This window comes from Mesorhizobium sp. WSM4308 (genome assembly GCF_002294905.1).
Taxonomy (GTDB): Bacteria; Pseudomonadota; Alphaproteobacteria; order Rhizobiales; family Rhizobiaceae; genus Mesorhizobium.
Genome location: NZ_NSFW01000002.1, coordinates 189595 through 215256, shown reverse-complemented (window position 1 = coordinate 215256; position 25662 = coordinate 189595). Strand labels below are relative to the sequence as shown.

Here is a 25662-nt window from a genome sequence, read left to right as displayed (position 1 = left end):
CGGCGGACTCAAAATATCCAGTGCTTGACGAAAGCCTTGTTCAGCTAAACAAGGTGGCGCTGATGCCTGTAGTCACGGAATCGTTCTGAATGCCATCCGAATTGGACCCCCTGCCTGGCACAAAGCCCCAGGCGTCAGCATTGAACGGCACAGGCGCGCAACCAGCTGTCTGCCAGCCCGGGCGGGCGACCCAGAAGCGTACGCTGGTCGTGTCGCACGACCCGGGCTTTCCGCCGGCTTCAGGCGCGGATCTGAGAAACTATCGCAACGCCGAAGCGGCCGCCAGGTTCGGACCGGTGTGCCTGGTTTCAGTGAAGCCGAACAAGGCAAGGAATGCGCCTGATCCATTGATCCGGGTCGAGGCCCTGTCGATCGAGGGGGAGCCTCGCACGGCCTCGATCGGTTGGTGGCGCTCAAGGGCGGAGAATCGCATACCGCGTTCCGCGCTGACCCGGCTTGAGGCACTCGTCCGTGAATTCCGCCCTGACACCATCATTGTCGAGGGGGTCGGCCTGTTCAAGCTGCTGCGGCCGCTGCGGCCGCTGGCGGAGCAGCTCATTCTCGACATGCACAATGTCGAGTCCGACCTGGCCGGACAGATCAGGCGTCTTAGTGCCAAGCGAAGCGCGGCAGCATTCGGCGTCCGGTTCCTCGAGAGAAAAGCACTGTCCCTTGTCGACAGGGTATGGGTCTGCTCGAACCTCGATCGCCAGAAGCTGATGACGCTTTCCCGGCACAAGATCCCGATCGACGTTGTTCCGAACGGAATTCCGCAGCCCGGGGACAGTCGCGCGCGCCTGCCCGCCGAGCCGCCGACTGACAACGGCTTTCCGGTGATCGTGTTCATCGGCCATCTCGCCTACCCGCCAAACATCGATGCCGCCCAGCGGCTGGCCAGTGTCATATTGCCCCGTATCCGAAACGCCCTGCCGGATGCCAGGCTCGTCCTGGCGGGACGCACCCCGCGACCGGAAGTGCAGGCATTGGCCAGCTTGCCTGGTGTGGAGCTCATCGAAGATCCCGCGGATGTCGCGCCGCTGTTGTCCAGCGCGCATCTCACCATCGTCCCGCTGACGGCGGGTGGCGGCACACGCATCAAGATCCTGGAAGCAATGGCCGCGGGCGTGCCGGTGATCGCCACGCCGATCGCGGCCGAAGGCCTGGATCTGGTCGAAAATGACGAGGTGTTGCTGTCTCAATCCGACGAAACGCTTGCCGAGATGGCCATCGGGCTCTGTCTCGATCCCGAACGCAGGGCGCGGCAACGCCTTCGGGCGCATCAGGCGGTATGGGCAAGGTTCGGCCCGCAAGCGATCCGCGATGCCGTTCGTGACGGGCTTGGACCAAACGGCGCTGCTGGATGATTCCGGCAATCCTGCACCAGACCTGGAAGAGCGACGCCATTCCCGCGCGCTTCCAGGCATATGCAGACAGCTGGAAGCGGCACAATCCGCACTGGACGGTGATGTTCTGGAGCGACCGGATGCTGCTCGAATTCGTGGCCGAGCACTACCCTGATTTCCTGTCGATGTTCTGCGGCTACACGAGGGGCGTGCAGCGCTCGGATGCGGCCCGCTACATGCTGCTGCATCATTTTGGCGGGGTCTATGCCGACATCGACTGCGAATGCGTCGCGGCCTTCGATCCGATCATGGATGAGACCCGTGTCGTGCTGTGCAAGGAGCCGGCGTCGCATGCGGCCGTCCAGGCGGATTTCCGGGGCCTGCCCTATCTTCTGTTCAACGGAACAATCGCCAGCCCGCCCAGGCATCCGTTCTGGATGCATGTCCTGGCCATGATGCCCGGGCTCGCCGGCGCCAAGGACGTGCTCGACGCGACCGGTCCCTGCCTTTTGACCTCCGCCCAGCGCAGCTACGGCGATCAGGAAGCCTTGGCCATTCACCCTTCCGGCCTGTTCACGCCGGTGACGTCCGCGGGGAGCATGGAGCGTGAGGCCGGCGACGATACTGCGGCACTTTCGATCCATCACTGGGCCGGCACATGGTGGATCCCGGAGCCGCCACCGAGATGGACGACCAGGCTGCGCAATCAAGCCTATCGGCTCCGGTACCAGCTGACGCGCGGCGCGTATCTGGATGAGGCCGAGGCCAAAGCCGGCGTCGACAAGGCGGTTCTGGCGGCGCCGCCGCCTTCGGGCCAGAACATCGCCGTTCTGGTGCCGCTTCGCGACGCCGCCGACCTCATCCAACCCTTTCTCGATGCGCTGGACGGGCTCGACTACCCCAAGGACAGGCTCAAGCTGGTCTTCTGCGAAGGCGACAGCCTGGATGGCAGCTGGGAACGGCTGCAGGCCGCGACGGCGGGACTGGCCGGCAAATATCGCGATATCGTGCTGCTGCAACGACATGTCGGCACCAGGCTGGACAGGGCAAAACGGGCCAAGCCGAGGATGCGACGCGTGAGGCGCGGCGCGATTGCCAAGGTGCGAAATTACCTCATCGACCACGGGCTGAAGGAAGACGACGACTGGGCGCTGTGGATCGATATCGACGTCTGGCGCTTTCCCGGCGATATGCTGAACCGGCTGATCGCCACGCGGCATCGCATCGCTGTGCCCAACTGCGTGAAGATCGCCGGCGGCAGCAGCTTCGACCTCAACAGTTTCGTTATCCGACGGCAGACCAGGGATTATCGCTATTACCGCGAGATACGCGGCGGTCTGCACCAGCCTCCCAGGGAGACACCATATCGATATCACCTGAGCGATGTCAGGCATCTCGACATCATTGGCCTCGATGCGGTCGGCGGGACCATGCTTCTGGTCGATGCCGCTCTGCATCGCGGCGGCCTTCGCTTCCCTGAAATTCCCTACCGCGACCTGATCGAGACCGAAGCCTTTGGGGTACTCGCCAACGATCTCGGCATCCGGCCGGTCGGCCTGCCGAAGCTGGAGATCCTACACGTCCCCTGGTGAAGCGGCAGCCTGCCGAAGTTGCTGCCTGAGGGATTCCAGATAGGCCTGCGGCCGCAGGCGCCGCCACAAATATTCCCGGTCCGTCAGATGCGCGGCCTTGCCGATCCAACGCTGTGGCGCTTCTGGATCCCTGACCTCGTGCCAATCCTCGACAATGATGACCGGCAAGCCTTCGTAGAGAGGATCGAGCGGCGAGGTCTTGGTCACCACGATGCACCCGAGATATAGCAGCTCCCATGTGCGGTGGCAGTCGAGGCCGTTTCCCGTGGTCGAAAGCACGAGCGGATATTGCGAATACAGCTGCCAGATGCCGCGCTGCGAAACGCGTCTTTTCAGGAAGTCGACATGCGGGCATCCGTCCAGGACATCAAGCAATTCCCGACGCTCGCTCGAGCCGCTGCTGACGCTGAAATCACAGAATATCCTGGGCTGACGACGATCCGCATTGCCTTGCCGGCCGCGCAGGGTTTGCAGTTGCCGCACCAGTCCGGCAGGCGTCGCAAGGGAGCGTGGCGTATGGAGGTCCAGCCCGATCGGGAACGGATTGATCCGGGGATGAACGCCATCGCAGTTCTGGCTGTACCAGGACACCAGATAGGGGTTGGCGAGAAGCCGCTCGACGGTGTCCTTCGCCAGGTCCGACGGCACCGAGGCATCGCCGTCTGTCGTCAGCAGGATGAAGGGAGCCTTGATGGTCGGCAAGACGACCCGGGTGAACGTATCGAGGTCGCAGTTTCGCCGCTCCCTGGCCAATGTGCTCAGCCGCACCCAGACGATGCCGTGCGCGCCACTGTAGTGGTCGCGGAAAAAGGCCTCGCTCTGCGTCGATTCGGTCGGCGCGTTGCGATACCACTCGGGTCCGGCGAAGTCGCAGAAGCAAGCGATGCCTTGCGACCACAGCACGGACGGAACGCCGAGAGATCTCAGCGCCCAGGACCGCACCGCCTTTTTGAGTTTTGCCCGCCAACGCGACATGCCCATCGGCAAGGCTTAGCCCAGACACCGTCGCGCCTGCAATGTCCCAGTTCCCGCCCGAACGTCAGCCGTGGAGTTCCCGGGAAATCGGCGGGCCGACCGAAAATCCGGAGAATGTGACCTCGAAACCCTCGCGCTGCGGCGAACAGCACATCATGCCGACATCGACCGTCTTCGAGATCGGAAAATAGGCGAGCCGCACCGGCTTCCAGCGACCGTCCGAAGTGTCGAGATACTGGACGCGGATCGCCTCGCCGTGGCGGGTCAGACGGATGCTGACGCCGTTCGGACCGGCATGAATGGCGACCAGCGACCAGTCCGATGTGTCGTTGGTGACGACGACGGAGAAATAGGCAAGGCCGTCGGTGTATTCGATGCCGGCCTTGATCCAATGCGTTTGGCCGAGCCGGACCATCAGTCCGGCCTGGTCATAGAGCACCTTGTAGTCGCCCTTGACGGTGACTTCGGCGGTGAAATCGCCCTCGACCGGCCGATGCAGGAAATGGCCGTTGTCGCGCCAGAAACCGTAGAAGGTCTCGCGCCAGAAATCGGTCTCCTTGCCGGTGCGCACGCGCACCGCATCGCCGTCGATGGCGTGATGCGGCGGCGGGTTGAGCCAGGTCAGGTCCTGCAATGTCATCGCCTCATGCCGGTTCCGTGGTGAAGGTCGCCGGCCCGACAGGCCGGCGCCCGATCAGCCCGCGAATGTATAGGCGGTCTTTACCGTGGTGTAGAACTCCATGGCATAGCGGCCCTGTTCGCGCGGGCCGTAGCTCGAGCCCTTGCGGCCGCCGAAGGGAACATGGAAATCGACGCCCGCCGTCGGCAGGTTGACCATCACCATGCCGGCCTCCGAATTGCGCTTGAAGTGGGTGGCATGTTTCAGGCTCGTGGTGCAGATGCCCGAGGTGAGCCCGAAAGGCGTGTCGTTGGCGACGGCAAGCGCCTCGTCAAAATCCTTGACGCGGATGACGCTGGCGACTGGGCCGAAAATCTCCTCGCGCGAGCTGCGCATGCCATTGGTGGCTTCGGTCAGCAGGGCCGGGCTGAGGTAGAAGCCGGGCGTCTTGCGGTCGAGCCGTTCGCCGCCGAAGGCGAGCGTGGCGCCCTCCCTGACGCCGATGGCGATATAATCCTCGTCCTGCTTCAGCTGGGTCGCGTCGACGACCGGGCCAATCTGGGTCTGCGCATCGAGCGCATCACCGATCACCAGCTTGCCCATCCGCTCCTTCAGCGCATCGACGAAACGGTCATGGATACCTTCGGTCACGATCAGCCTGGACGAGGCGGTGCAGCGCTGGCCGGTCGAGAAGAAGGCGCCGTTGAGCGCGCAATCAACGGCGACCGCGAGATCGGCGTCGTCGAGCACGACCAGCGGGTTCTTGCCGCCCATTTCGAGCTGGAACTTGCGCATATGCTCGACACTTGCCGCGGCGACGCGTTTTCCCGTGCCGACCGAACCGGTGAAGGTGATGGCGTTGACATCGGGGCTATCGAGCATCGCCTGGCCGACCACCGAGCCCTTGCCCATCACGAGGTTGAGCACACCCTTGGGCAGGCCGGCGCGGTGCAGGATATCGACGATGGACCAGGCGCTCTCCGGAACCAGCTCGGCCGGCTTGAAGACGATGGTGTTGCCATGGGCGAGTGCCGGCGCGATCTTCCAGGCGGGGATGGCGATGGGGAAATTCCACGGCGTGATGATGCCGACCACGCCGACAGCCTCGCGGGTGATCTCGACGCCGACGCCCGGCCGCACGCTCGGCACCATCTCTCCGGTCAGGCGCAATGTTTCGCCGGCAAAGAAATCGAATATCTGGGCGGCGCGGATGGTCTCGCCAATGCCTTCGGCCAGCGTCTTGCCTTCCTCACGCGCCAGATTGCGGCCGATCTCGTCCTTGCGCGCCATGATCTCGTCGGATGCCTTTTTCAGCACCGCATGGCGGGCCAATGGACCGGAGCGGGACCATGAAGGAAACGCCGCCTTGGCCGCCGCGATTGCCTGCTTGGCCTGGTCGACCCCAGCCGAGGCATATTCGCCGACGACGTCGCCGGTGTCCGAAGGGTTGATGTTGCGGGAGCCGGCATCGCCGACCCATTCGCCATCGATGAGGTTCTTTCGAAACTGTGCCATATCTGGTCTTTCCTGCTGGTTGGCCGCGCGGCGGCATCTGTGTGAACTGGTATTTGCCAGACAAATGCCCTGCGGGAAAGCACGCACTGGTCGAACAGCCGCGACAAAAATCCCCGGGCCAGCCGTTGCAGCCAGCCCGGCTGGTATCCGCGGAGCGTTGTTTCCGACCAGGCGAGTTGCCCTGCACACCTATGTCCATAGCCTTGATTTGGCTGATGCGGCGTGTCATGCGTCGTACAGATGGCAGCACTCGAAACGACGATCCAGCGCGCCGGCGCCACCGGCAACATCAAGGCCACGCGTGAAGACTGGCTGAAGTTGGCGCTTGAGACACTGATCTCGGATGGTGTCGAACGCGTCCGCGTGCTGACACTTGGCCAGCAGCTCGATGTCTCGCGATCCAGCTTCTACTGGTATTTCAAAAGCCGCCAGGATCTGCTCGACCAGCTGCTGGACTATTGGCGGCAGACCAACACAAGGTTCATCGTCGAGCGCGCCTCGCGGCCTTCCGCGACCGTCATCCGCGGCGTGATGAGCATTTTCGAATGCTGGGTGGACGAAAGGCTGTTCGATCCCCGGCTGGACTTCGCGATCAGGGCCTGGGCCCGGCGCTCACCCACCATCAGGCGCGCGCTCGACGAGGCTGACGAGGAGCGCGTCAATGCCATACGCGACATGTTCAAGCGTCATGGCTATGAGGACGAGGACGCCTTCGTGCGCGCTCGCGTCCTCTATTTCATGCAGATCGGCTATTACTCGCTTGAGCTCAATGAGCCGATGAGCACCCGTCTCGCGCACGTCGCCTCCTATCTGCGCAGCTTCACCGGCCAGGAGCCTCCGGCGGAAGATGTCGAGGACTTCGCTCGATACGTCGAGAAGACGCTTTCTGGCAAACGATAGACGCAGTCGCCGGCCGGCCCTGACCCGACAGTTTTCCAGACGCGATCCGTAGAACGCCCACCCCCCATAGCCAGCATCGCGCAAGGGTTCGACTGTATGATCTCCATTCATGAATCGAATTCGCAGTTTTGCCGGAGCAATTGCCGATCATGGTCCAAAAGCATACGAGCCGGTCATCCCCCCATCCCTGGATCGACACTGTCTGGCAAACTGTGTGTTTAAGCGACGGGATTTACAGAGCCACACCGGACGGTTCGTGGGATCTGATCTGCAGCGTCGCGCCGGACGGGATTTCCGTGGTGTTCTTGAGCGGCCAGGCAACCGAGCCGGTCGACGTGCCATATGTCGAGGGTGAGCACTCGGTTGTCATCTCATTTGCCGCCCATGTCTATCTTGCGCGCGACATGGAGGTGCGAACCGGCGCGGCGGTCCGTTTTCTGGATGTAGAAGAAGACGAATTTCTGTTGGATGGCGTGGAACTGCCGTTACCGACTTTCCTGAACGCCGAAGCCCTTGTCGACGAGATGATCGCCGCGGGGCTGCTTGCGTCCGACGACGTCGTGGCGAGGGCCTTTACCGAGAAGCCCAAGGCCGCCTCCAAACGCTCCGTGCAACAGCATTTCAAAAACACCACCGGCATTACGCAGAAGGATTTCCAGTTGATCCGCCGCGCCCAGGAAGCGGTTCGGCGTTTGAAAGCCGGCCATAGTGCCACAGCCGTGGCTTTCGATCTTGGCTATACGGATCAACCGCACATGATCAAATCCATAAAGAGGATCATGGGTTCTCTGCCCTCAAACCTCGATGCGGTTCACAAGATCTGACGCCGGGCGAAGGTTTCGCCCGGCGGATTCACGGCGCTATTTCGTGACGAGCGCGGCGAATTGCTTGATGTCTTCGACATAGAATGCGGGATCTTCCCACGCGGCGAAATGGCCCGCTTTCTCCATATCGTGAAATTGCGCGACATTTCCCGAGGTCTGGCGGTCCGCCCATTCGCGCGGCAAGCGAACGCCGCCCGGGATCGGCACTTCGGTCGCCACCGCCACCGGCACCCCCGTGTTGTTTCCCTTGATGGTCGGCTGCTGCATCGCGTTCTGATTGTAAATGCGGAAGGACGAGGCCGCCGTTTCCGTCAGCCAGTAGATCATGATGTTGGTCAAAAGCTCGTCGCGACCAAATCTGGCGTCGGCCTCATCGCCGACCCCCATCCCGGCCATGAAGCTCATGATCCATGCGGCAAGTCCGACGGGCGAATCGTTCATGGCGAAGGCGAGGCTTTGCGGCTTCGTCGCCTGGACCAGATTAAAGGCGCCATGCATGAAGAACCATTGCTGGATCGCGCCGGCGTAACCTTGCTCCGGCCCGCCGAGGGCGCCAAAATCCGTGGTCTGGTCCGGGTAGCCCACATCGCTCAGGTGGGAGCCGATAAGCTTGTCCGGGTGGCGCTGCGCCAGCGACATGGCGATTACCGACCCCAGGTCACCGCCAGCCACGATGAAGCTGTCGTAACCCAGGACGTCATTCATGAGGTTTGCAAAAATGTCGGCCACCTTGTCGGCGGGCAGAGCCGTTCTGCCGGAGAAGCCGGTCCCCGGAATGGACGGCACGACGACGTGAAACTCCTCCGCCAGGGCATCCACGACCTTGTGATAGCGGTAAAAACTGTCCGGCCAGCCATGCAGCAGAAGGATTGCCGTCGCGCCCTTCTTTCTCGACGGCTGATGGACGAAATGCAGGTCGATGCCCTCGATATCGACCTTGTAATTCGGCAATGCGTTCAGGCCCGCTTCGGCCTTTCGCCAATCATAGTCATGGAGCCAGTAGTCGGTCAGCTTCTTCATGTAATCGAGATTTGTGCCAGTCATCCATCCCGCTCCGGCGGGCTCATCCGGCCAGCGGGTGTGGCTCAGGCGCGTCGTGAGATCGGCGAGCTGGTCATCGGAAACGGCAATCTTGAACGGGGTCGGCTTGGCCATTGTCGTGTTCTCCTGTGAGAAGGCGCTGCGATCGGCGAGACCGCCGAGAAGGGCTGCCGCGATGAGGCTTTTGGCAAATTCGCGGCGGTTCATTCTCGCAGCTCCTTGTTCTTTTTCGATGGAGCCAAACTATGGGAACGGCGGCAGCGCGGATTGTAAATTTGCGCAATTCATCCGGACGAGACGAGCACGCGACAGGTCTCATTCTCGCGCCCGTCGAGGCATGAGGGACGCACGACGAAAAGGTATGCGGTGCGGCGTTCCGCCACCCGGCAACAGAGGGTGGAGGCTGACGAATATTCCGCTCTTTCTAGAGGGTGAACGACCAGAACAAGCAGGCGAGCGTCGCGGCGGCGAAGACCACGAAGAACAGGCTGCGCAACAGCACGTTGCGGCGCAGTTCGTTCATGACGAAGTGACAGCCGACGATGGCGACGGCAAACAGGAACCGCCAGTTCAGCAAGGCCAGGAGAGCGCTGCCCTGGCCGAAGGCCCATCGGGCGAGAAGGCCGCCGACGATGGTGGCAAACAGCACGATCACCGTCCAGAAGATCGCGTCGGCCGCATGGGTAAGGACGATGCTGGCGGCGCGGATCGGCAGGATCATCATCAACAGCGCGCTGAAGAAGAAGACGGCGGCGAGCGGAATGAAGGTTCCGGCATCGGCGATGCCGTCGAGCCGCCTGACGCCGATCGCGCCATAGGGATAGCCGTGACGGGCCACCGCCAGGCTCAGCGCCATGAGCAGGGCGGCCAGCACGGCGACGAGTGCGAAGGTCGTGAGGGCTTTGCTCATGGTGTTCCTGTCCCAGGCGAATCAGACAGGAACTTTGTAGCGGGCGGTCGTAAATTGCACGTAAGCGACGGCACCACCGGTGCCGATTTCAATCGGTGAAATCCGCTGTCGGGCCGCTATTCGGCGGCGACCCTGCCTGTCGAGCGATTGGCCAGCACGAAGCCGACCTCATCCACCGCCTGCGCCGCGCGCTTCAGGATCGCCTCGGAGCGCAGGACGCCGTCGGTGAAATCCTTGTCGGTGGCATAGACGGCCGTCGGCAAGGCAAAGGCCTCGAAGAAACCGAACAGCGGCCGCAGCTGATGCTCGACGATCAGGGCATGGCGCTCGCCGCCACCGGTCGCTGTCAACAGGACGGGCTTTCCGCGGAGTGCTGCCGGGTCGATCAGGTCGAAGAAGTGCTTGAACAGGCCGGTATAGCTGCCCTTGTAGGTCGGCGAACCGACCACCAGCGCATCAGCGGCGAGGATCTGCGCCAGGATCGGCTGCGCCTGGCTGTCGAGGTCGCGCGCCCACCGTGCGGTGCCGAGCGATGGACCGAGATCCTCGATATCGTAGGTGACAGCCGACAGGCCATGGCGCGCGGCGATGTCCCTGGTGACCAATTCGACGAAGGAGCGCGTCTTTGACGGCCGGGTGATGTTGCCGGAAAAACCGACGACTGTGGGGTTTGACATGGCAGTGGGCCTCTCGGATGTCGAAGTTTGAAATGGCGGGCCACCTAGCCCGCCGACGGAAATCAGCTCCAGGCGTGCAGCGGCGGGTTTTCGCCATTGAGGAAATATTTGCCGAGGATCGAATACTTCCAGCGTACCGGATCGTGCAGCGTGTGGGTGCGGGCATTGCGCCAATGCCTGTCGAGATTGTGCTCGGCCAGCGTCGAGCGGGTGCCGGCCAGTTCGAACAGCTTGTTGGTGGCGGCAATGGCGATCTCGGTCGACAGGATTTTTGCTTCCGCCGTGACGATCTGCGCATGCGCCACCGTTTCGGCGGTCGGCTCGGCCACCGCCTTGTCGATCGCCAGGCCCGCTTTTTCGAGCAGTGCCTGCGCTGCGTGCAGGCGCAATGTCAGGTCGCCGACCGCCTGGATGGTGTAGGGGTCGTCCCAGGCATTGTCGACGCCGCTGTCGATCCAGGCGCGGCTTCTGGTCCTGACGAAGTGAACCGTTTCGTCGATGGCCGCCTGGGCGATGCCGGTGTCGACCGCCACCTGGATGATCTGGAAGATGGCGCCGTCGGCGGTCGGTCTGTCGTAGCCCTTGTAGCCGGGCACCAGAAAAGTCTTCGGCACCTTGACGTTGTCGATGATGACGGTGCCGGACAAGGTCGTGCGCTGGCCGAAGCTCGACCAGTCGTCGATGACGGTTAGGCCTGGCGCTGCCCGGTCGGCAATCGCATACCAGGCGCGGCCCTCGTCATCGAGCGCCACGATCGGCACCAGATGGGCAAGCAACGCGCCGGACGAATAGAATTTGCGGCCGTTGACGACGACATGGTCGCCCGCATCGGTGAAACGGGTCTCGAAATCGGCGGCGCGCTTGGAACCGAACTCGGAAAAGGCGTTGCCGAACCGCGTGCCTTTCAGCACCTCGGCGAACAGCAGCTTCTGCTGGTCCGCGTCGGAAACGGTGCGGATCGCAGCGACGACGCCGAGATGGTTCTGGGCGATCTGGCCGATCGAGGAATCCGCAGCCGAGATGATCTCGATCACCTTGGCCAGCGTCGCATAAGACACCTCCGGTCCGCCGAATGCCTTGGGTACGTTGATCGACCACAGGCCGCTCTGCGAGAATGCGTCGAGTTCGGCAACCGGCCAGATCCGTTCGCGGTCGCGCCGGGAGGAGTCCTTGACGAATTCGGCCGCGAGGGCGCGGGCGACCGCGATCGCTTCGGCGTCATCCCGGATGATGTGGGCCGGCGCCGACGGCCTTGCGACCGGCGGCACGGCGGCGGAGGCGTGGTCTGTCTTGACGGTAGAGACGGTCATATTGCTGCTCCTTGAGATTTCGTTTCAGGCAACGGCATGGAGATGGGTTGGCTTCGCAGCCGGCGATGGTTGTTGGCCGAGATAGAAGGCGCGGACATCCTCGCGCTGGCGAAGATCGGCGGCCGCGCCGGCGAGAACGGAGACGCCGTTTTCGAGCACCGTGGCGTGGTCGGCATAGCGCAGCGCGACAGCGGAGTTCTGCTCGGCGACCAGGATCGACAGGCCGCTCTCGCGGTTCAGTTTCCTCAGCGTCTGAAAGATGTCCTGGACGATGAGCGGGGCGAGCCCCATCGACGGTTCGTCGAGGACCAACAGGCGCGGCCGCGACATCAGCGCCCGGCCGATCGCGGTCATCTGCTGTTCGCCGCCCGAGGTCAGGCCGGATAATGTCCGGCGCTTTTCCTTCAGCCGGGGAAAATAGGAATAGATCCGCTCAAGATCCGCGCTGATCTCGCTACGGCGGCCGCTGCGGCCGATGCCGCCGGCGACCAGGTTTTCTTCGACGGTGAGGCTCTTGAAGCAGTGGCGGCCTTCCAGCACCGGAACCAGGCCATCGCGCACCAGGCCGCCCGGCTTGCGGCGTGAGACATCGGCGCCGTCATAGCGGACGGTGCCGGCGTTGACCTGTCCACGCTCGGCCGGCAGCAGGTTGGAAACGGCCTTCAGCGTGGTGGTCTTGCCGGCGCCGTTGGCGCCGAGCAGCGCCAGGATTTCGCCGCGCCTGATCTCGAAACTGACGCCATGCAGCGCCGTGATGGCGTGGTTATAGGTGGCATGGATCGTGTCGACCGCAAGGATGACGTCATTGTCCGGCATGGGGCTCTTCTTCCGCGGTTCGAAAACCGTAAGGAGCGGGCGCCGCGGAAGCTGTCCGTGGCGCCCGGCAGTGGCTGATCAGTTGGTGGTCAAGGCGTTGGCATCATCGGCGGTGCGCAGCTTGATGCCCTTCTCGGCGGCATAGGCCTCGGCCGACTTCTCGATGATTGGCCGCAGCAGCGCCCAGTCCGGCGCGATCCAGTCGGAGACGACGTTCCACTTCTGGCCGTCCCACTGCTGGAAGGTCACGTAGCCCTCGCCCTCGTGATTGTCCCAGCTGACGTTGATCGAGTGGAACAGGTCCTTGGCGCCGAGCGCCTCGACCTTGGCCGGGTCGAGCTTGAGATGTTCGAAGCCCCAACGGACTTCGTCGCCGGTCAGCGTGCGGTGGCCGAACTTCTCCTGCGCGACGCGGATCGCCTCGACATTGAGGATGCCGTTGACGATGCCGAGATTGTGGTAGACCGAGCCGATGCGCGACTTGTCTTCCAGATTGCCCTTGCCGGCGCCGTAGACCGTCTTCACGATCTCCTGCACCACCGGATAGGTGTTGCCGGAGGCCTGGGTGGTGATGGCGGTGTAACCCTTGGCGGCATCGCCGGCCGGGATGACGTCCTCTTCCGAATTCGACCAGACATTGCCGACGATGTGGTCGACGGGATAGCCGACCTTGACCGCCGTCTTCAGCGCCACCGGGTTCATCACGCCCCAGCCGCGCAGCACGACAAAGTCGGGCTTGGCGCGGCGGATGGTCAGCCACTGCGACTGCTGCTCGTTGCCGGGATGCGGCACTTCGATCTGCTGGACGGTGAAGCCGTATTTCTGCGCCAGCAGTTCGTAGATCGGGATGGTTTCCTTGCCGTAAGGCGAGCCGTGATAGAGCACGGCGATCTTCTTGCCCTTGAGCTTGTCGATGCCGCCTTCCTTTGCGGCGATGTAGTTCACGATTCCGGACGTCTCGCTATAGGGGTTGAGCAGTAGCGGGAAGACGTAAGGGAAAACGCGGCCGTCGGTGGAATCGGTGCGGCCGTGGTTGACGGTGATCAGCGGCACCTTGTCGGCCGTGATGCGGTCGATCATGGCATAGGCGATGCCGACCGAAAGCGGATTCCAGGCGGCGGCGCCGGCATGGCTCTTCTGCCGCTCATAGCATTCGACGCCGCGCTCGACCTCGTACTGGGTTTCGCATTCGTCCCAGGTCAGCTTGACGCCGTTGACGCCGCCGTCGCGGATGTTGATGAGGTTGAGATAATCGATGAAGCCGCCGAAGAAGCCGGTGCCGCCGGCCGCGTAGGGACCGACGCGATAGCTCTGCAGCGGAAAGTATTGTTCGTCGGCGTGGGCCGATGGCAAGGCCACCGACACGATCATCGCCGCGGACAGCGCCGCCGCCTTGATTGTGCTGAGGAAAGTCATGGTCGAGATACTCCCGGTATGGGCCGTCTTGGTTCGGCCTCTGGTTCATTTTCCGATTCAGTTCGATGCGGGTTGCCCCGCAGGCTCATGTCGACTGCCAGGCGAGCAGGAGCCGTCTTCGGACCCTGTCCCACAGGGCCACCAGCCCGTCCGGTTCGAGGATCAGAAACAGGATGATGAGAGCGCCGAGCACGATGCGCTGGCTCATGTCGAGGACGCCCGAGTCGAAGACATCGCCGAGCAGGAAGCCGCCGAGACGCGACAAGCCAAGCGGAAAGACGACGATCAGGGCGGCGCCGAAGAAGGCGCCACGGATCGAGGCCAGGCCGCCTATGATGATGATGAACAGGATCTGGAACGAGCGGTCGAGATCGAAGCCGTCCGGCTCGACGGTCCGCAGATAGGCGAAGGCCCAGATGACGCCGGCAACGCCGATGATGAAGGACGAGATGGCGAAGGCCAGCAGCTTGGTCTTCAGCACCGGGATGCCGATGATGCGGGCGGCGGTTTCATTGTCGCGGATGGCGATGAAGTTGCGCCCGGTCTGCGATGTGACCAGACGGTGGGCGAGGAAGGTGAGTATGCTGACGATGGTCAGCGCGAAGAGATAGCGGCCGACGGCGCCATCCAACGCAACGCCGCCGATAGACAGCCGCGGCGCGTCGATGACACCGGACGCCGAGTCGTTGGAGAACCAGCTGAACTTGGTCAGCGCCCATTGCACGAAGAACTGCGCGGCGAGCGTCGAGACCGCGAGGTAGAAGCCTTTCAGCCGCAGGCTTGGCAGGCCGAAGACGATGCCGATCGCGGCGGCGACGATACCGGCGAGGACAATGCTGCCGATCAGCGGCAGGCCTTCGACCCTCAGGTTGAAATTATAGGCGGCGAAGGCGCCCGCCGCCATGAAGGCGGCGCTGCCCAGCGAAACCTGGCCGGCATAGCCGGTGAGGATGTTCAGCCCGACGCCGGCAAGGCCGAGCGCCAGGAACGGCAGCAGGATGGCCTCGAACAGATAGCTCGAGCCGATCAGCGGCACGACGCCATAGGCGAAGGCGAGCAGCAGGACGGGCGCGATCCATTTCGGCAGCACCGGCGCGGAGGTGAGATCGCTTGTGATCACGGCCATGGCTCAGACCCTTTCCACGAGCTTCTGGCCAAACAGGCCCGAGGGACGGATCAGCAGGAAGGCGAGCGCCACGACATAGGCGAACCAGCTCTCGATGCCGCCGCCGAAATAGTCGCCGATATAGACCTCGGCGAGCTTCTCGCTGGCGCCGATCAAGAGGCCGCCGACGATGGCGCCGAGAATCGAATCGAAGCCGCCAAGCACCAGCACCGGCAGCGCCTTGAGCACCACCAGAGACAGGGAGAACTGCACGCCGAGGCGGGCGCCCCAGAGCAACCCCGCAACCAGCGCGACCAGGCCGGCGGCGGCCCAGACGGTTGCCCAGATCAGCGGCAGCCTGAGGCCGACCGCCAGGGCGGCGAACTGGTCGTCGGCGACGGCGCGGAAGGAGAGGCCGATGCGGGTATAGCGGAAGAACAGCGACAGCAGCAGAACCATGCCGGCGGCGACCACCGCGGCGAAGATGTCGAACTGGCTGATCAGCACGCCACCGACTTCCAGCGGCACATCCTCGATGCCGAGGTCGAGGCCGTGGACCTGCGTGCCCCAGATCAGCTGGGCGGCACCCTCGATGATGTAGGACAGGCCGAGCGTCGCCATGAACAGCATGATCGGCGGCTTGTTGGTGAGCGGCCGCAGCACGGTGCGCTCGATGGCGACGCCGATGGCCACCATGATGGCGAAGGTGGCCGCCAGCGCCAAGGCGAAGGGAACACCGCGCTCAACCAGGCTGACGAAGGTCAGTGCCGCGAACAACAGCAGCGCGCCTTGCGCGAAATTGAGCACGCCTGATGTCTTGTAGATCAGCACGAAGCCGATCGCCACCAGCGAGTACATGACGCCGGAGAGCAGGCCGCCGACGAGCACTTCGATGAAGAACTGGTAGTCGAAACCGGCGGTCATATGCCTGCCCCGTCCTCATTGTCAGAGGCGACGCCGAGATAGGCATCGATGACGCGCTGGTCGTTCCTGACCTCGTCGGGCGTGGCGTCGGCGATCTTGCGGCCGTAGTCGAGAACGGCGATGCGGTCGGACAGGCCCATGACGACGCCGACATCATGCTCGATCAGCACGACCGTGGTGGCGAAGCGGTCGCGCGCGGCGCGCACGAAACTTGCCATCTCGCTTTTCTCGCCGGCGGTCATGCCGGCCATCGGTTCGTCGAGCAGAAGCAGGCGCGGCTCAGCGACCAAGGCGCGGGCCAGTTCCATCCGCTTCTGCAGCCCGTAAGGCAGCGTGCCGGCGAGACGATCGCGGACCGCGGTGAGATCGAGGAATTCGAGGATGTGGTCGGCGCGGCTCAGGGAGTCGCGCTGCTCGCCAGGCGAGCGGCCGATGCCGAGCACCTGCCCGGCAAAATTGGAGCGGACCTTGTAGGCGAGGCCGGAGGCGACATTGTCGAGGACGCTGAGGCCCTTGAACAGAGCAAGGTTCTGAAACGTCCTGGCAACACCGAGATGCGCCAGCCGCTGTGTCGGCACCTGATCATAGCGGATGCCATCGAGCAGGACATGGCCTCTATCCGGCCGGTAGACGCCGCTGATGACGTTGATCAGCGAGCTCTTGCCGGCGCCGTTGGGGCCGATGATGGCGCGGATCTCGCCGGGGCGCACCGACAGCTCGATATCGGCCAGCGCGACTACGCCGCCGAACGACAGGCCGATGCCCTGCAGGACGAGCAACGGAGCGGCGGCATCCGCGATCGACCCTGCCGGCACGACGCCGACGACGGACGACTGGGGCGTTAACGGCAGGCCGCGCGCAAAGACTTCCGGCGCATAGACCGACGCGTCCATCATTCCAAGGGCGTAACTGGCCAAGGGCATTCCAATCGTCCTCGATTGCTTCACAGGCGCACGAATCCTCATCGCCTCCCGATCGATCGAGCGCGCTTGGGAACTTTCATTGGTGTGCAGGCCGGACTGACCGGCCTGCTTTTTGAAAAGGGTTATTCCGCTGCCAGCGATGCAGCCTGCTCGGCATTTTCCAGTTCGCGGACGAGGGGGATGACATGCTTGCCGAAATACTCGACCTCTTCCTGGAAGTGCAGGAAGCCGAGCAGGATGAGATCGGCGCCGGCGCGCTTGAGATCGACGATGCGCTCGGCGACCTGCCTTGGCGTGCCGATCAGGTTCGAACGGAAGCCGTCATTGTACTGGACCAGATCGTCGAAGGAGGATTTTGCCCAGTTGCCCTCGCCTTCCGGCGAGGCCTTGCCGGCATTCTTGACCTCGTGGCCGAAGGCGTTGACCGCTTCGGGGTTGGCCTTGGCGATGATTTCGGCGAGCACCGCCTCGGCCTCGTCCTCCGTCTCGCGGACGATGGCGAAGGCGTTGACGCCAACCTTGACCGAATGGTTGTTGGCCTTCGCCTTGGCCCTGATGTCATCCACCTGCCTGGCGATTTCGGTCGGCGTGTTGCCGTTGGTGAAGTACCAGTCCGAGACACGCGAGGCCATGTCGCGCGCGGCTCGCGACGAGCCGCCCTGGAAGATTTCCGGCAAAGGCTGCGGCGGCTTCGGCTTCAGTGAATATTCGTTGAAGCGGTAGAAATCGCCGCGGAAGGTGAAGCTGTCCTGCGTCCATATTCCACGCAAGGCGCGGATGAATTCTTCCGAACGGCGGTAGCGCTCGTCATGGTCGAGCCAATGCTCGCCGATGGCGTGGAACTCGCCTCGGAACCAGCCGGAGACGAGGTTGATGGCGACGCGGCCATTGGTCAAGTAGCTGATGGTGGCGAGTTGCTTGGCAGCCAGCGCCGGATTCCACGGCCCGGGCAGGATCGCGGCGATCACCTTCAGCGTCGTGGTGGCGGCAAGCAGATCATGGCTGAAGGCAACCGATTCATGCTGTTCGTCGGCGCCGTAGCCGGCGGTGAAACGGATCTGGCTCAGCGCATAGTCGAAGCCGGCCTTCTCGGCAATCTGCGCCAGCTTGCGGTTGTATTCGGCCGAATGGTTGGTGCGCTGCTCGATATTGGAAATCACCAGGCCGCCCGAAACATTCGGCACCCAATAGGCGAATTTGACCGCGTCGGTTGCTGTGTGTGCCATGAACTGTCTCCCCTTCAGGCCGTGTCGTTGATCGGTCCGGCGTGGCCGGATCTCGCCGATATTTATTATGTCTACTGATTATATATACAAAGTAGGATTTTCCGTTTTTGGCGGCCGCTTGGGACGGAAATACCAATTTTGGCCGGCCAGGCCGGCTTCGGCCTGTCAGCGGGCGGCCGCAACGTCGCTGGCATTGGCGCCAACCGCCTCGACGGACGGAAACCTGTCGACCAGCCTTGCGATCTCGGCCGCGACCATCTGGGCATGGCGGGCGACCTCCGGCAGGCCCATGAGTTCACCAAAGGTGCCCCGCGCCAGCGGACCGGCGACGAAGAGCCCGGCGACCGCCTCGCCATCCCAGCCGATGGCGAGGCTGTCGAGATTTGTCTCGATGCCGAGTCCGTAGGCGTCGACCCTGATCAACCCGGTCTCGGCCAGGGAGCGCAGCGCCGGATTGAGCTGAAGCGCCTGCCCATGGGCAGGCCCTGTCGTGTTGATGACGGCATCGAAGCGCGCCGTCTCTATCCGTGTCTGGCCGCGCCGCTGAAAACTGACCGCGAGGCTCTCGCCCTCGTCGTTCGACGCGACAAGCCTGGCGGCAATGGTGTCGAACGTGCCGGCAGCCTGGCGGCGGTCAAGGACGGAAGCAATTTGGGGGGCGATCCTGAAGCGATGCACGTCCCAGAACACACGCAGTTGGCGGACCAACCTTGCCCGTTCCGATGGAGCAAGGGCGGCCCACAGAACCGGCCCCTGCAGGCGCAGCTGGTCGAAGACGGACTGCCAGTTGACATTGGCCTGGCGCGCCGCCGCCAGCGTCGCGCGAATGTCGCGAAGCAGACCGAGCGCCGATGTGGCCGGCGCCGATGCGAAATCGCCGAAAGGTTCGCCCCGGACATCAGGATGGCCGCGCGAGCGCAGTCCGCGGCGCGACAGCGCCAGGATACGGCCGCGATGGCCGCGGCGATCGAGCTCCGCGACCATGTCGGCCGAGGTCAGCCCGGAGCCGACGATCAGCACGGAAGCGTCCGGCTCGATCCTGGCAAGTGCCGACGCTGCGTAGGGATCGGCGACAAAACCCGGCGCTTCGGCCAGGCAAGCAAGCGCTGCCGGGATTGCGGGGGCAGGATGCGTCGCGGCGAGGACCGCAATGTCGGCGATGACAGGTCCGGCGGAGGTTTGCACGGTCCAGCCCGCGCCATTGGCTTTGCGTGTCACGCCGGTGGCGAGACCGCCGACATGACGGACCGCGCCTGAAGCCAGACAGGGCGCGAGGTGCTCGGCGACATAGCGGCCGAACACACGCCGGCGCGGATAGGCGTCGTCATTCTTCCAGATCGCGTCCGCGTCACGTTCGAGTTCGCCGGAGCCGGCCAACCAGCGGGCAAAATGCTGCGGGTCGTCGGGAGCCATGCTCATTCTGACGGCCGGCACATTGACCCGGTGCGCCGGCTCTTCGCTGGAATAGGCCAGACCGCCGCCGAGCGCTGGGCGTGGCTCGATCACCGAGATCGACAGGCGCTCCGGCCGATGCGCCCGCGCAAGATGCCAGGCCAACGCCGCGCCGGAAAAGCCGCCGCCGATGATGGCGACGCGCAGTCGGCGGGCCGGAGGCAGCGCGTTCACGAGGCGCTGGCGAGCGACTTCGGCCGGTGGTCGCTGGCGATGGTCTCGCCGAACGGGCCGGTGTTGACGGATGAGCCGGCGGCTTTGACCGGATGATCAGTCGGCAATTTCGGCAGCACCAGTTCGCCAAAACGATAGGCTTCCTCCAGATGCGGGTAGCCGGACAGGATGAAGGTGTCGATGCCGAGGCGGCGATATTCGTCGATGCGCTCGGCGATGGTGTCGGGGTCGCCGACCAGGGCTGTCCCCGCGCCGCCGCGCACCAGGCCGACACCGGCCCACAGATTGGGCGCGATCTCGAGCTTGGCGCGGTCGCCGCCATGCAGCGCGCTCATCCGCGCCTGGCCGACCGAATCCATGCGGGCAAAGACTGTCTGGGCCGAAGCGATCGTCGCGTCGTCGAGGCGGCTGATCAGCCGGTCGGCGGCGGCCCAGGCCTCCTCGGTGGTTTCCCGCGCGATGACATGCAGGCGAATGCCGAAGGAAAGCTTGCGGCCGGCCTTCTCGGCCAGTTCTCGCACGGCGTCCAGCTTGCGCTCGACATCGGCGGGCGGTTCGCCCCAGGTCAGATATTTGTCGATCTCCTGCGCCGCAACCGTCGACCCGGCATCGGACGAGCCGCCGAAATAGAGCGGCGGATAGGGCGTCTGCACCGGCGGGAACAGCAGCCTGCCGTCCTCGATGTGGAAATGCTTGCCCTGGTGCTCGACCGTCTCACCGCTCAGCACGCGCTTGTAGATCCGCAGGAATTCCTGCGTCACCTCGTAGCGCTCGGCATGCGACAGGAAAATGCCGTCGCCCTTGTTCTCAAGCGGATCGCCGCCCGTTACGACATTGATCAGCAGGCGGCCATTGGAGATGCGGTCGAGCGTCGCCGTCATGCGCGCGGCGAGCGTCGGCGACTGCAAGCCCGGCCGCACGGCGACCAGGAAACGCAGCCGCTCGGTCAGCGGCACCAGCGCCGAGGCGATCACCCAGGAATCCTCGCACGACCGGCCGGTCGGCAGCAGCACGCCGTAGTAACCCAGCGTGTCGGCGGCCTTCGCCACTTGCGTCAGATAGGGCAGATCGACCGACCGGCCGCCCTCCGCGGTGCCGAGATAACGGCTGTCGCCATGCGTCGGCAGGAACCAGAGAACCTTGATGCGGTCCGGAATGTCGCGGGTCATGACCTGCCTCCCGCGAGCCGGCGGCGATGGCGGGGTGTGCCTGGCGGGGTTGGGAGCGGACGCAGAGAGGCGGGCATGGCGGAGTCCTGTCCAGGAAAACAGATCGCCCGCACTTTGCTTATTCTATAAACTCTGTAGAGTTAGTTTATTCCAAATCCGCCGTTGAAATTGGAAATTCTCTTCGTTCGATCGAATCGGCGCCTGATCCTCGGCTGCTCACTGGCGTCAGGCCCTGGCGAATTGGAGAACACTGTTTGGCGGTCCTTCCGACTCCTAGGTGTCATATTAGCCACAGGTAATATGAATCAGCTATCCGGCCTTGCATCGTCGGCATAGGTGTCCCTTAATGGGTCACCGTGTCTGGCACCGTCATTGCACAGTCGGCAATGCCGGCGACATCTCTCACCCAGCAATCGGGGGGCAGATGGGGGGCCCCGCCGCTTCGCGAATGGAGCGGCGGGCTATCAACAACGGGGGGCGGGCAGCCATGTATTTTCCGCAATTCTTGGTGGGGATGTTCGCCACGTCGGCCGTAGTGGCGATCTGGGCCGGCATAGAAACTGGATCTGTCGGCAAAGCGCTCGCTTGGACCGTCCTCACACTGATGATGCTGCAGGTTGGATATTTCCTGCTGGCATTTGGGCTTTTCTACAAGCGCCCGACGAAAAGCGCCGACACAAAACCGGATACTGCTCATCAGCCCATCCGTCGAGACGGTAGCGTCTCATCGGGCCGATGATGACCGACAGGCCGGCCGCAACCTACTGTGAGCATGACGCCGCCTACGGGCGAAGTGATGGAGTGGCCAGCGCCCGTCAAGCGCCAAAGCCATTTGGCCGTCATCTGCTTGCGCCGCTCCCAAGGTCTGTCGAACGATCCCGACCGTAGACGACGCTTGCTTGCCGGAGGTTTGCACGACGAAGTGAAGCTTCCCTACCAAGAGTAGTCCTAAAGGCTTGCGGTGCTGGCGAAACTTGAGGCTCGGCCGCGGCTTTCCCGCTTTTTCCTGTCAGTCTCCCTCGCAAACTTGGCTCCGGGTCGAAATGCTCCTGGCCGTGCCACGGCAGGTTTCCGAATGGCGGGCTCGGATACAAAAACGGCAAATAACCTGAAAACATTGGGAGACTGTTTGGTGGAGCCAATCGGAATCGAACCGACGACCTCTTGAATGCCATTCAAGCGCTCTCCCAACTGAGCTATGGCCCCACTCCCGGCAGTCAGCCGGCGCCGTTTCCGGCGAAGAGATCAGCGCGGGTTGGAACACCGCGCCGTTAGTGCAGGCGGCTTCTAACCCCGCCTTTCTCAGATATCAAGCCTTGAAGAGCGGCTTTTTGTTCACAGGCCGAGAAAGCTTGCAAACGCTTACGTCTAGGCCTGTCAGACCTCGTCGTCGTCGTCGCCGACGCCGATCATGTCGGCAACGTCGTCGTCTTCTTCCTCTTCGTCGGCAAGGAAAGTATCATCCTCGTCGTCGCCGAGGTCGACGTCCTCGTCATCGCCGAGATCGGGCAGATCGTCGCCCTTGGCGTCGTCGTCGGCCTCTTCGAGCGAGACGACTTCAACGCCCTCTTCGTCCTCGGCGTCCACTTCCTTCTCGGCCACTTCCTCTTCCTCCTCGAGGGCGGCGATCTTGCCTTCCTCGAAATAGGAACGCGGATAGGTCTTGCCGGTGTAGGGCGAGACGATCGGGTCCTTATTCAGGTCGTAGAATTTTCGACCCGTCTCAGGATCGATACGCTTTGTGCCAAGTTCGGTTTTTGCCACGGCAAGCCTCGTCAATAAAAGAGTGGTCCCCTTAACCACTGTTTGCGGCGCTGTCAAAGCCAAAAGCCGGCGTCACAAAACCAAGTCCTGAAAGGCCTCGCGGCAAGTGACGACCATGGGGATGACCATTTCGCCTCGCCGTGATACGAGACCGCCGCAACAAATGAAAAGCGCCGGCCCGCCGGCATTCCGTCCAGGGAAATTCCATGTCTCACGCCGCCGCTGCCAAGCCGGCCACCGCCCGCAAATCTCAAGCCCTTTCCGGCACCGCGCGCGTGCCGGGCGACAAGTCGATCTCGCATCGCTCCTTCATGTTCGGCGGCCTCGCCTCCGGCGAAACCCGCATCACCGGCCTGCTCGAGGGCGAGGACGTGATGCGCACGGGCGCGGCCATGAAAGCGATGGGCGCGCATATCGAGAAGCGCGGCGCCGAATGGGTGATCCGCGGCACCGGCAACGGTGCGCTGCTGCAGCCGGAAGGCCCGCTCGACTTCGGCAATGCCGGCACCGGCTCGCGGCTCACCATGGGCCTCGTCGGCACCTATGACATGGAAACCACCTTCATCGGCGACGCCTCGCTGTCGGGCCGGCCGATGGGCCGCGTGCTGGAGCCGCTGCGCCAGATGGGCGTGCAGGTGCTGAAGGCGACGCCCGGCGACCGCATGCCGATCACGCTGCATGGCCCCAAGCACGCCGCCCCGGTCACCTACCGCGTGCCGATGGCCTCGGCACAGGTGAAGTCGGCGGTGCTGCTTGCCGGCCTCAACACGCCCGGCATCACCACCGTCATCGAGCCGGTGATGACGCGTGACCACACCGAAAAGATGCTCAAAGGCTTCGGCGCCAATCTTTCGGTCGAGACCGACGAGCGCGGCGTGCGCCACATCTTCATCGAGGGTCAGGGCAGACTGACCGGCCAGACGATCGCCGTGCCCGGCGACCCGTCCTCTGCCGGCTTCCCGCTCGTCGCCGCGCTGATCGTGCCGGGTTCGGACATCGTGATCGAAAACGTGCTGATGAACCCGACCCGCACCGGCTTGCTGCTGACGCTGCAGGAAATGGGCGGCAAGATCGACATCTTGAACCCGCGCAATGCCGGCGGCGAGGATGTCGCCGATCTGCGCGTGCGTTATTCCGAGCTAAAGGGCGTCACCGTTCCGCCCGAGCGGGCACCGTCGATGATCGACGAGTACCCGGTGCTGGCCGTCGCCGCCAGCTTCGCCGAGGGCGAAACGCTGATGCAGGGGTTGGAAGAATTGCGGGTGAAGGAGTCCGACCGGCTGTCGGCCGTCGCCAACGGGCTGAAGCTCAACGGCGTCGACTGCACCGAAGGCGAGGCTTCCCTTGCTGTTCGCGGCAAGCCGGGTGGCAAGGGGCTGGGCGGCCATCCCAACGGCCTGGATACGACCGTGAAGACGCATCTCGACCACCGCATCGCCATGAGTTTTCTGGTGATGGGGCTGGCAACGGAAAAGCCTGTCACCATCGACGACCAGGCGATGATCGCGACGAGCTTTCCGGAGTTCATGGGGCTGATGACGGGGCTGGGCGCGGAGATCAGCTGATTCCCTGCGTCGACGACATGCAATTTCGCCTCTGAGAGCGCAGCGTAGGAATCGCTACAATGATGGGCAGGCAGGTCAATTTCTGGTTGTCGGTCAAAGACCAAACTGATCTTGAGTCCATCGTCCTTTCAAAGGGTTCGTTCGCGGTGCTCAACAGCCATTCGTCGGCCCCGGAGCTTTTGATGAAGGAGAGACTTGAACGAATTCATCCAGACCACAAGGTCGAGCGTTTTCATCTCGTCCCCAAGGCACTTAGCGGGGAAATTGTTTGGGATCACAACAAACATAATGACACGTATGATCCTGACCTCGGCCGCTCACCAGTCGTGCAGTACAACCCGTGCCGGATCGAAGGCAGTTCAATTTTTCAGGGTCGATTTTATTTTCAAGCGCGCTACGTCGACGATCTTGGGCAATTGGTAGAGAAGCATGCGACGTTCAACAAGATAGGCGACTCACTGCTACGCCTAGTCCGGAAAAATCTAAATCATCTGCATAGTGGCTTTTACGCTGGAAATGAGGCTCTGAAGCTGAAAGATGCGGGTTTCCAGTTTCGACCCTAGCACTTACGAGCATTGAGTCTTCGAGGTAGCGAATTGCCCTTTACCATCGCCATAGACGGCCCCGCCGGCGCCGGAAAAGGCACCCTCGCCCGCCGTCTCGCCGACCATTACCGGCTGAACCTGCTCGACACCGGCCTCACCTATCGTGCCGTTGCCTACGCGCTCATCCAGCACGCATTGCCGCTCGACAATGTCTCGGCGGCGGAAACCGCGGCCCGCCAGGTCGATATGGCCAAGCTCGACCGGGCGGTGCTGTCGGCGCATGCCATCGGCGAGGCCGCCTCGAAAGTTGCGGTGTATCCGACCGTGCGGCGCATTCTCGTGGAAAAGCAGCGTGCCTTCGCCAGGACGCCGCCGGGCGCGGTGCTGGACGGGCGCGACATCGGCACGGTCGTCTGCCCCGACGCCGACATCAAACTCTATGTGACGGCAAGCGCCGAGGTGCGGGCCAAGCGTCGGCTGGCCGAGATCGAAAGCATCGGCGGCACCGCCAATTTCGCCGAAATCCTCGCCGACATCGTGCGCCGCGACGAGCGCGACATGGGCCGTGCCGACTCGCCGCTGAAGCCTGCCGCCGACGCGCACTTGCTTGATACCAGCGAAATGGCTATAGAAGCCGCGTTTCTCGCGGCCATGGCGATCGTTGACGACGCGCTGGCCAGGAGAAACAAGGCCTGATCCGGGTTTTCTCCCGCGTTTCCGTTGCCGGAAGCGCAGAAAATACCCATATCGGGCACGAACCAGCCTGCCAGCATTCTTCATGCGCCGGAATTGCCGCTTAAAATGCGGCCCAGGGCTTTTTTAAGCCCGGAACGCCGGCAGGCCAACGCAACGCTAACCCACGGCGCCCCGTCCCGCT

24 protein-coding genes and 1 tRNA gene are annotated in these 25662 nt (G+C 63.5%); 8 read left to right on the top strand and 17 right to left on the bottom strand.

What is annotated here, in order from left to right; translation table 11 throughout:
- Nucleotides 1-140 precede the first annotated feature (140 nt).
- Both CK227_RS03900 and CK227_RS03895 read left to right on the top strand, forming a co-directional pair.
- Nucleotides 141-1364 carry a glycosyltransferase family 4 protein gene (locus CK227_RS03900; RefSeq protein ID WP_095771634.1) on the top strand — a complete coding sequence of 408 codons (1224 nt, stop codon included), beginning with the start codon at nucleotides 141-143 and terminating at the stop codon, nucleotides 1362-1364.
- Nucleotides 1361-2935 carry a glycosyltransferase gene (locus tag CK227_RS03895; protein WP_095771633.1) on the top strand — a complete coding sequence of 525 codons (1575 nt, stop codon included), beginning with the start codon at nucleotides 1361-1363 and terminating at the stop codon, nucleotides 2933-2935. Before CK227_RS03900 ends, CK227_RS03895 begins: the two co-directional genes overlap by 4 nt.
- Here CK227_RS03895 and CK227_RS03890 read toward each other — a convergent pair.
- The 3 genes from CK227_RS03890 to CK227_RS03880 are packed head-to-tail and all read right to left on the bottom strand — an operon-like array spanning nucleotide 2918 to nucleotide 6044.
- Nucleotides 2918-3916 carry a hypothetical protein gene (locus CK227_RS03890; protein WP_179296378.1) on the bottom strand — a complete coding sequence of 333 codons (999 nt, stop codon included), beginning with the start codon at nucleotides 3914-3916 and terminating at the stop codon, nucleotides 2918-2920. The genes CK227_RS03895 and CK227_RS03890 overlap by 18 nt on opposite strands.
- A gap of 58 nt (nucleotides 3917-3974) precedes the next feature.
- Entirely contained in the window at nucleotides 3975-4550 is a 576-nt protein-coding gene (locus tag CK227_RS03885) for a DUF1349 domain-containing protein (protein WP_095771632.1), read from the bottom strand.
- A gap of 54 nt (nucleotides 4551-4604) precedes the next feature.
- A complete protein-coding gene (locus tag CK227_RS03880) occupies nucleotides 4605-6044 on the bottom strand; it encodes an aldehyde dehydrogenase family protein (protein ID WP_095771631.1) in 1440 nt (479 codons plus the stop codon).
- 240 nt (nucleotides 6045-6284) lie between these two features.
- Between CK227_RS03880 and CK227_RS03875 the strand changes: the two genes are divergently transcribed.
- Both CK227_RS03875 and CK227_RS03870 read left to right on the top strand, forming a co-directional pair.
- Nucleotides 6285-6944 (top strand): TetR/AcrR family transcriptional regulator, encoded by a 660-nt coding sequence (locus CK227_RS03875; protein ID WP_179296377.1) that lies wholly within the window; start codon nucleotides 6285-6287, stop codon nucleotides 6942-6944.
- A gap of 149 nt (nucleotides 6945-7093) precedes the next feature.
- Complete coding sequence (locus CK227_RS03870) at nucleotides 7094-7768, top strand: helix-turn-helix domain-containing protein (protein ID WP_095771629.1); 675 nt, start codon at nucleotides 7094-7096, stop codon at nucleotides 7766-7768.
- A gap of 36 nt (nucleotides 7769-7804) precedes the next feature.
- On the opposite strand, the gene CK227_RS03865 is transcribed toward CK227_RS03870, so the two are convergent.
- The 12 genes from CK227_RS03865 to ssuD form a co-directional block, all read right to left on the bottom strand.
- Nucleotides 7805-9016, bottom strand: a complete 1212-nt coding sequence (locus CK227_RS03865) for an epoxide hydrolase family protein (RefSeq protein ID WP_095771628.1) — start codon at nucleotides 9014-9016, stop codon at nucleotides 7805-7807.
- 217 nt (nucleotides 9017-9233) lie between these two features.
- Nucleotides 9234-9719, bottom strand: a complete 486-nt coding sequence (locus CK227_RS03860; RefSeq protein WP_095771627.1) for a hypothetical protein — start codon at nucleotides 9717-9719, stop codon at nucleotides 9234-9236.
- Nucleotides 9720-9835: 116 nt separating this feature from the next.
- Nucleotides 9836-10396, bottom strand: coding sequence for an FMN reductase (msuE, locus tag CK227_RS03855; protein WP_095771626.1), 561 nt, complete (start codon nucleotides 10394-10396; stop codon nucleotides 9836-9838).
- A gap of 62 nt (nucleotides 10397-10458) precedes the next feature.
- On the bottom strand, nucleotides 10459-11706 hold the full coding sequence (locus CK227_RS03850; protein WP_095771625.1) for an SfnB family sulfur acquisition oxidoreductase: 1248 nt from the start codon (nucleotides 11704-11706) through the stop codon (nucleotides 10459-10461).
- A 24-nt stretch (nucleotides 11707-11730) separates the two neighbouring features.
- Nucleotides 11731-12522 (bottom strand): ABC transporter ATP-binding protein, encoded by a 792-nt coding sequence (locus tag CK227_RS03845; RefSeq protein WP_095771624.1) that lies wholly within the window; start codon nucleotides 12520-12522, stop codon nucleotides 11731-11733.
- A gap of 78 nt (nucleotides 12523-12600) precedes the next feature.
- Nucleotides 12601-13938, bottom strand: a complete 1338-nt coding sequence (locus CK227_RS03840; RefSeq protein WP_095771623.1) for an ABC transporter substrate-binding protein — start codon at nucleotides 13936-13938, stop codon at nucleotides 12601-12603.
- Nucleotides 13939-14023: 85 nt separating this feature from the next.
- Nucleotides 14024-15064 (bottom strand): branched-chain amino acid ABC transporter permease, encoded by a 1041-nt coding sequence (locus CK227_RS03835; RefSeq protein ID WP_095771622.1) that lies wholly within the window; start codon nucleotides 15062-15064, stop codon nucleotides 14024-14026.
- Between the two features lie 3 nt (nucleotides 15065-15067).
- Nucleotides 15068-15967 carry a branched-chain amino acid ABC transporter permease gene (locus tag CK227_RS03830; RefSeq protein WP_095771621.1) on the bottom strand — a complete coding sequence of 300 codons (900 nt, stop codon included), beginning with the start codon at nucleotides 15965-15967 and terminating at the stop codon, nucleotides 15068-15070.
- Entirely contained in the window at nucleotides 15964-16890 is a 927-nt protein-coding gene (locus CK227_RS03825; protein ID WP_095771620.1) for an ABC transporter ATP-binding protein, read from the bottom strand. The genes CK227_RS03830 and CK227_RS03825 overlap by 4 nt, the downstream gene beginning before the upstream one ends.
- A gap of 122 nt (nucleotides 16891-17012) precedes the next feature.
- A complete protein-coding gene (gene sfnG, locus CK227_RS03820) occupies nucleotides 17013-18116 on the bottom strand; it encodes a dimethylsulfone monooxygenase SfnG (RefSeq protein ID WP_095771619.1) in 1104 nt (367 codons plus the stop codon).
- Nucleotides 18117-18281: 165 nt separating this feature from the next.
- Complete coding sequence (locus tag CK227_RS03815) at nucleotides 18282-19742, bottom strand: FAD/NAD(P)-binding protein (protein ID WP_095771618.1); 1461 nt, start codon at nucleotides 19740-19742, stop codon at nucleotides 18282-18284.
- The gene (ssuD, locus tag CK227_RS03810) at nucleotides 19739-20911 is read right to left on the bottom strand and encodes an FMNH2-dependent alkanesulfonate monooxygenase (protein WP_095771617.1); all 1173 of its coding nucleotides are present in this window, start codon (nucleotides 20909-20911) and stop codon (nucleotides 19739-19741) included. The genes CK227_RS03815 and ssuD overlap by 4 nt, the downstream gene beginning before the upstream one ends.
- 487 nt (nucleotides 20912-21398) lie before the next feature.
- Here ssuD and CK227_RS03805 point away from each other — a divergent pair, with 487 nt between their 5' ends.
- The gene (locus CK227_RS03805) at nucleotides 21399-21650 is read left to right on the top strand and encodes a hypothetical protein (RefSeq protein WP_179296376.1); all 252 of its coding nucleotides are present in this window, start codon (nucleotides 21399-21401) and stop codon (nucleotides 21648-21650) included.
- A 391-nt stretch (nucleotides 21651-22041) separates the two neighbouring features.
- Here the strand turns inward: CK227_RS03805 and CK227_RS03800 are convergent.
- Both CK227_RS03800 and CK227_RS03795 read right to left on the bottom strand, forming a co-directional pair.
- Nucleotides 22042-22117: transfer RNA gene (locus tag CK227_RS03800), tRNA-Ala, on the bottom strand.
- 171 nt (nucleotides 22118-22288) lie between these two features.
- Complete coding sequence (locus CK227_RS03795; protein WP_095771615.1) at nucleotides 22289-22675, bottom strand: TIGR02300 family protein; 387 nt, start codon at nucleotides 22673-22675, stop codon at nucleotides 22289-22291.
- 206 nt (nucleotides 22676-22881) lie between these two features.
- On the opposite strand from CK227_RS03795, the gene aroA reads away from it, so the two are divergent.
- Genes aroA through cmk form a run of 3 tightly spaced genes read left to right on the top strand, consistent with a single transcriptional unit; the run spans nucleotide 22882 to nucleotide 25481 of the window.
- A complete protein-coding gene (gene aroA / locus CK227_RS03790; RefSeq protein ID WP_095771614.1) occupies nucleotides 22882-24240 on the top strand; it encodes a 3-phosphoshikimate 1-carboxyvinyltransferase in 1359 nt (452 codons plus the stop codon).
- 59 nt (nucleotides 24241-24299) lie between these two features.
- Nucleotides 24300-24803: a hypothetical protein gene (locus CK227_RS03785; protein WP_095771613.1), complete on the top strand. Its 504-nt coding sequence runs from the start codon at nucleotides 24300-24302 to the stop codon at nucleotides 24801-24803.
- A 33-nt stretch (nucleotides 24804-24836) separates the two neighbouring features.
- Nucleotides 24837-25481, top strand: coding sequence for a (d)CMP kinase (cmk, locus tag CK227_RS03780; protein ID WP_095771612.1), 645 nt, complete (start codon nucleotides 24837-24839; stop codon nucleotides 25479-25481).
- The last annotated feature ends 181 nt before the right edge of the window (nucleotides 25482-25662 follow it).

Bases quoted from the DNA above. Each gene is read 5' to 3' on its own strand.
- CK227_RS03825 (WP_095771620.1), bottom strand. From the start codon at position 16,890: ATGCCCTTGGCCAGTTACGCCCTTGGAATGATGGACGCGTCGGTCTAT.
- CK227_RS03850 (WP_095771625.1), bottom strand. From the start codon at position 11,706: ATGACCGTCTCTACCGTCAAGACAGACCACGCCTCCGCCGCCGTGCCG.
- CK227_RS03830 (WP_095771621.1), bottom strand. From the start codon at position 15,967: ATGACCGCCGGTTTCGACTACCAGTTCTTCATCGAAGTGCTCGTCGGC.
- ssuD (WP_095771617.1), bottom strand. From the start codon at position 20,911: ATGACCCGCGACATTCCGGACCGCATCAAGGTTCTCTGGTTCCTGCCG.
- msuE (WP_095771626.1), bottom strand. From the start codon at position 10,396: ATGTCAAACCCCACAGTCGTCGGTTTTTCCGGCAACATCACCCGGCCG.
- CK227_RS03785 (WP_095771613.1), top strand. From the start codon at position 24,300: ATGATGGGCAGGCAGGTCAATTTCTGGTTGTCGGTCAAAGACCAAACT.
- CK227_RS03870 (WP_095771629.1), top strand. From the start codon at position 7,094: ATGGTCCAAAAGCATACGAGCCGGTCATCCCCCCATCCCTGGATCGAC.
- CK227_RS03860 (WP_095771627.1), bottom strand. From the start codon at position 9,719: ATGAGCAAAGCCCTCACGACCTTCGCACTCGTCGCCGTGCTGGCCGCC.
- CK227_RS03845 (WP_095771624.1), bottom strand. From the start codon at position 12,522: ATGCCGGACAATGACGTCATCCTTGCGGTCGACACGATCCATGCCACC.
- CK227_RS03880 (WP_095771631.1), bottom strand. From the start codon at position 6,044: ATGGCACAGTTTCGAAAGAACCTCATCGATGGCGAATGGGTCGGCGAT.
- CK227_RS03835 (WP_095771622.1), bottom strand. From the start codon at position 15,064: ATGGCCGTGATCACAAGCGATCTCACCTCCGCGCCGGTGCTGCCGAAA.
- CK227_RS03840 (WP_095771623.1), bottom strand. From the start codon at position 13,938: ATGACTTTCCTCAGCACAATCAAGGCGGCGGCGCTGTCCGCGGCGATG.
- CK227_RS03865 (WP_095771628.1), bottom strand. From the start codon at position 9,016: ATGAACCGCCGCGAATTTGCCAAAAGCCTCATCGCGGCAGCCCTTCTC.
- CK227_RS03885 (WP_095771632.1), bottom strand. From the start codon at position 4,550: ATGACATTGCAGGACCTGACCTGGCTCAACCCGCCGCCGCATCACGCC.
- CK227_RS03875 (WP_179296377.1), top strand. From the start codon at position 6,285: ATGGCAGCACTCGAAACGACGATCCAGCGCGCCGGCGCCACCGGCAAC.
- CK227_RS03890 (WP_179296378.1), bottom strand. From the start codon at position 3,916: ATGGGCATGTCGCGTTGGCGGGCAAAACTCAAAAAGGCGGTGCGGTCC.
- sfnG (WP_095771619.1), bottom strand. From the start codon at position 18,116: ATGGCACACACAGCAACCGACGCGGTCAAATTCGCCTATTGGGTGCCG.
- CK227_RS03895 (WP_095771633.1), top strand. From the start codon at position 1,361: ATGATTCCGGCAATCCTGCACCAGACCTGGAAGAGCGACGCCATTCCC.
- CK227_RS03805 (WP_179296376.1), top strand. From the start codon at position 21,399: ATGTATTTTCCGCAATTCTTGGTGGGGATGTTCGCCACGTCGGCCGTA.
- aroA (WP_095771614.1), top strand. From the start codon at position 22,882: ATGTCTCACGCCGCCGCTGCCAAGCCGGCCACCGCCCGCAAATCTCAA.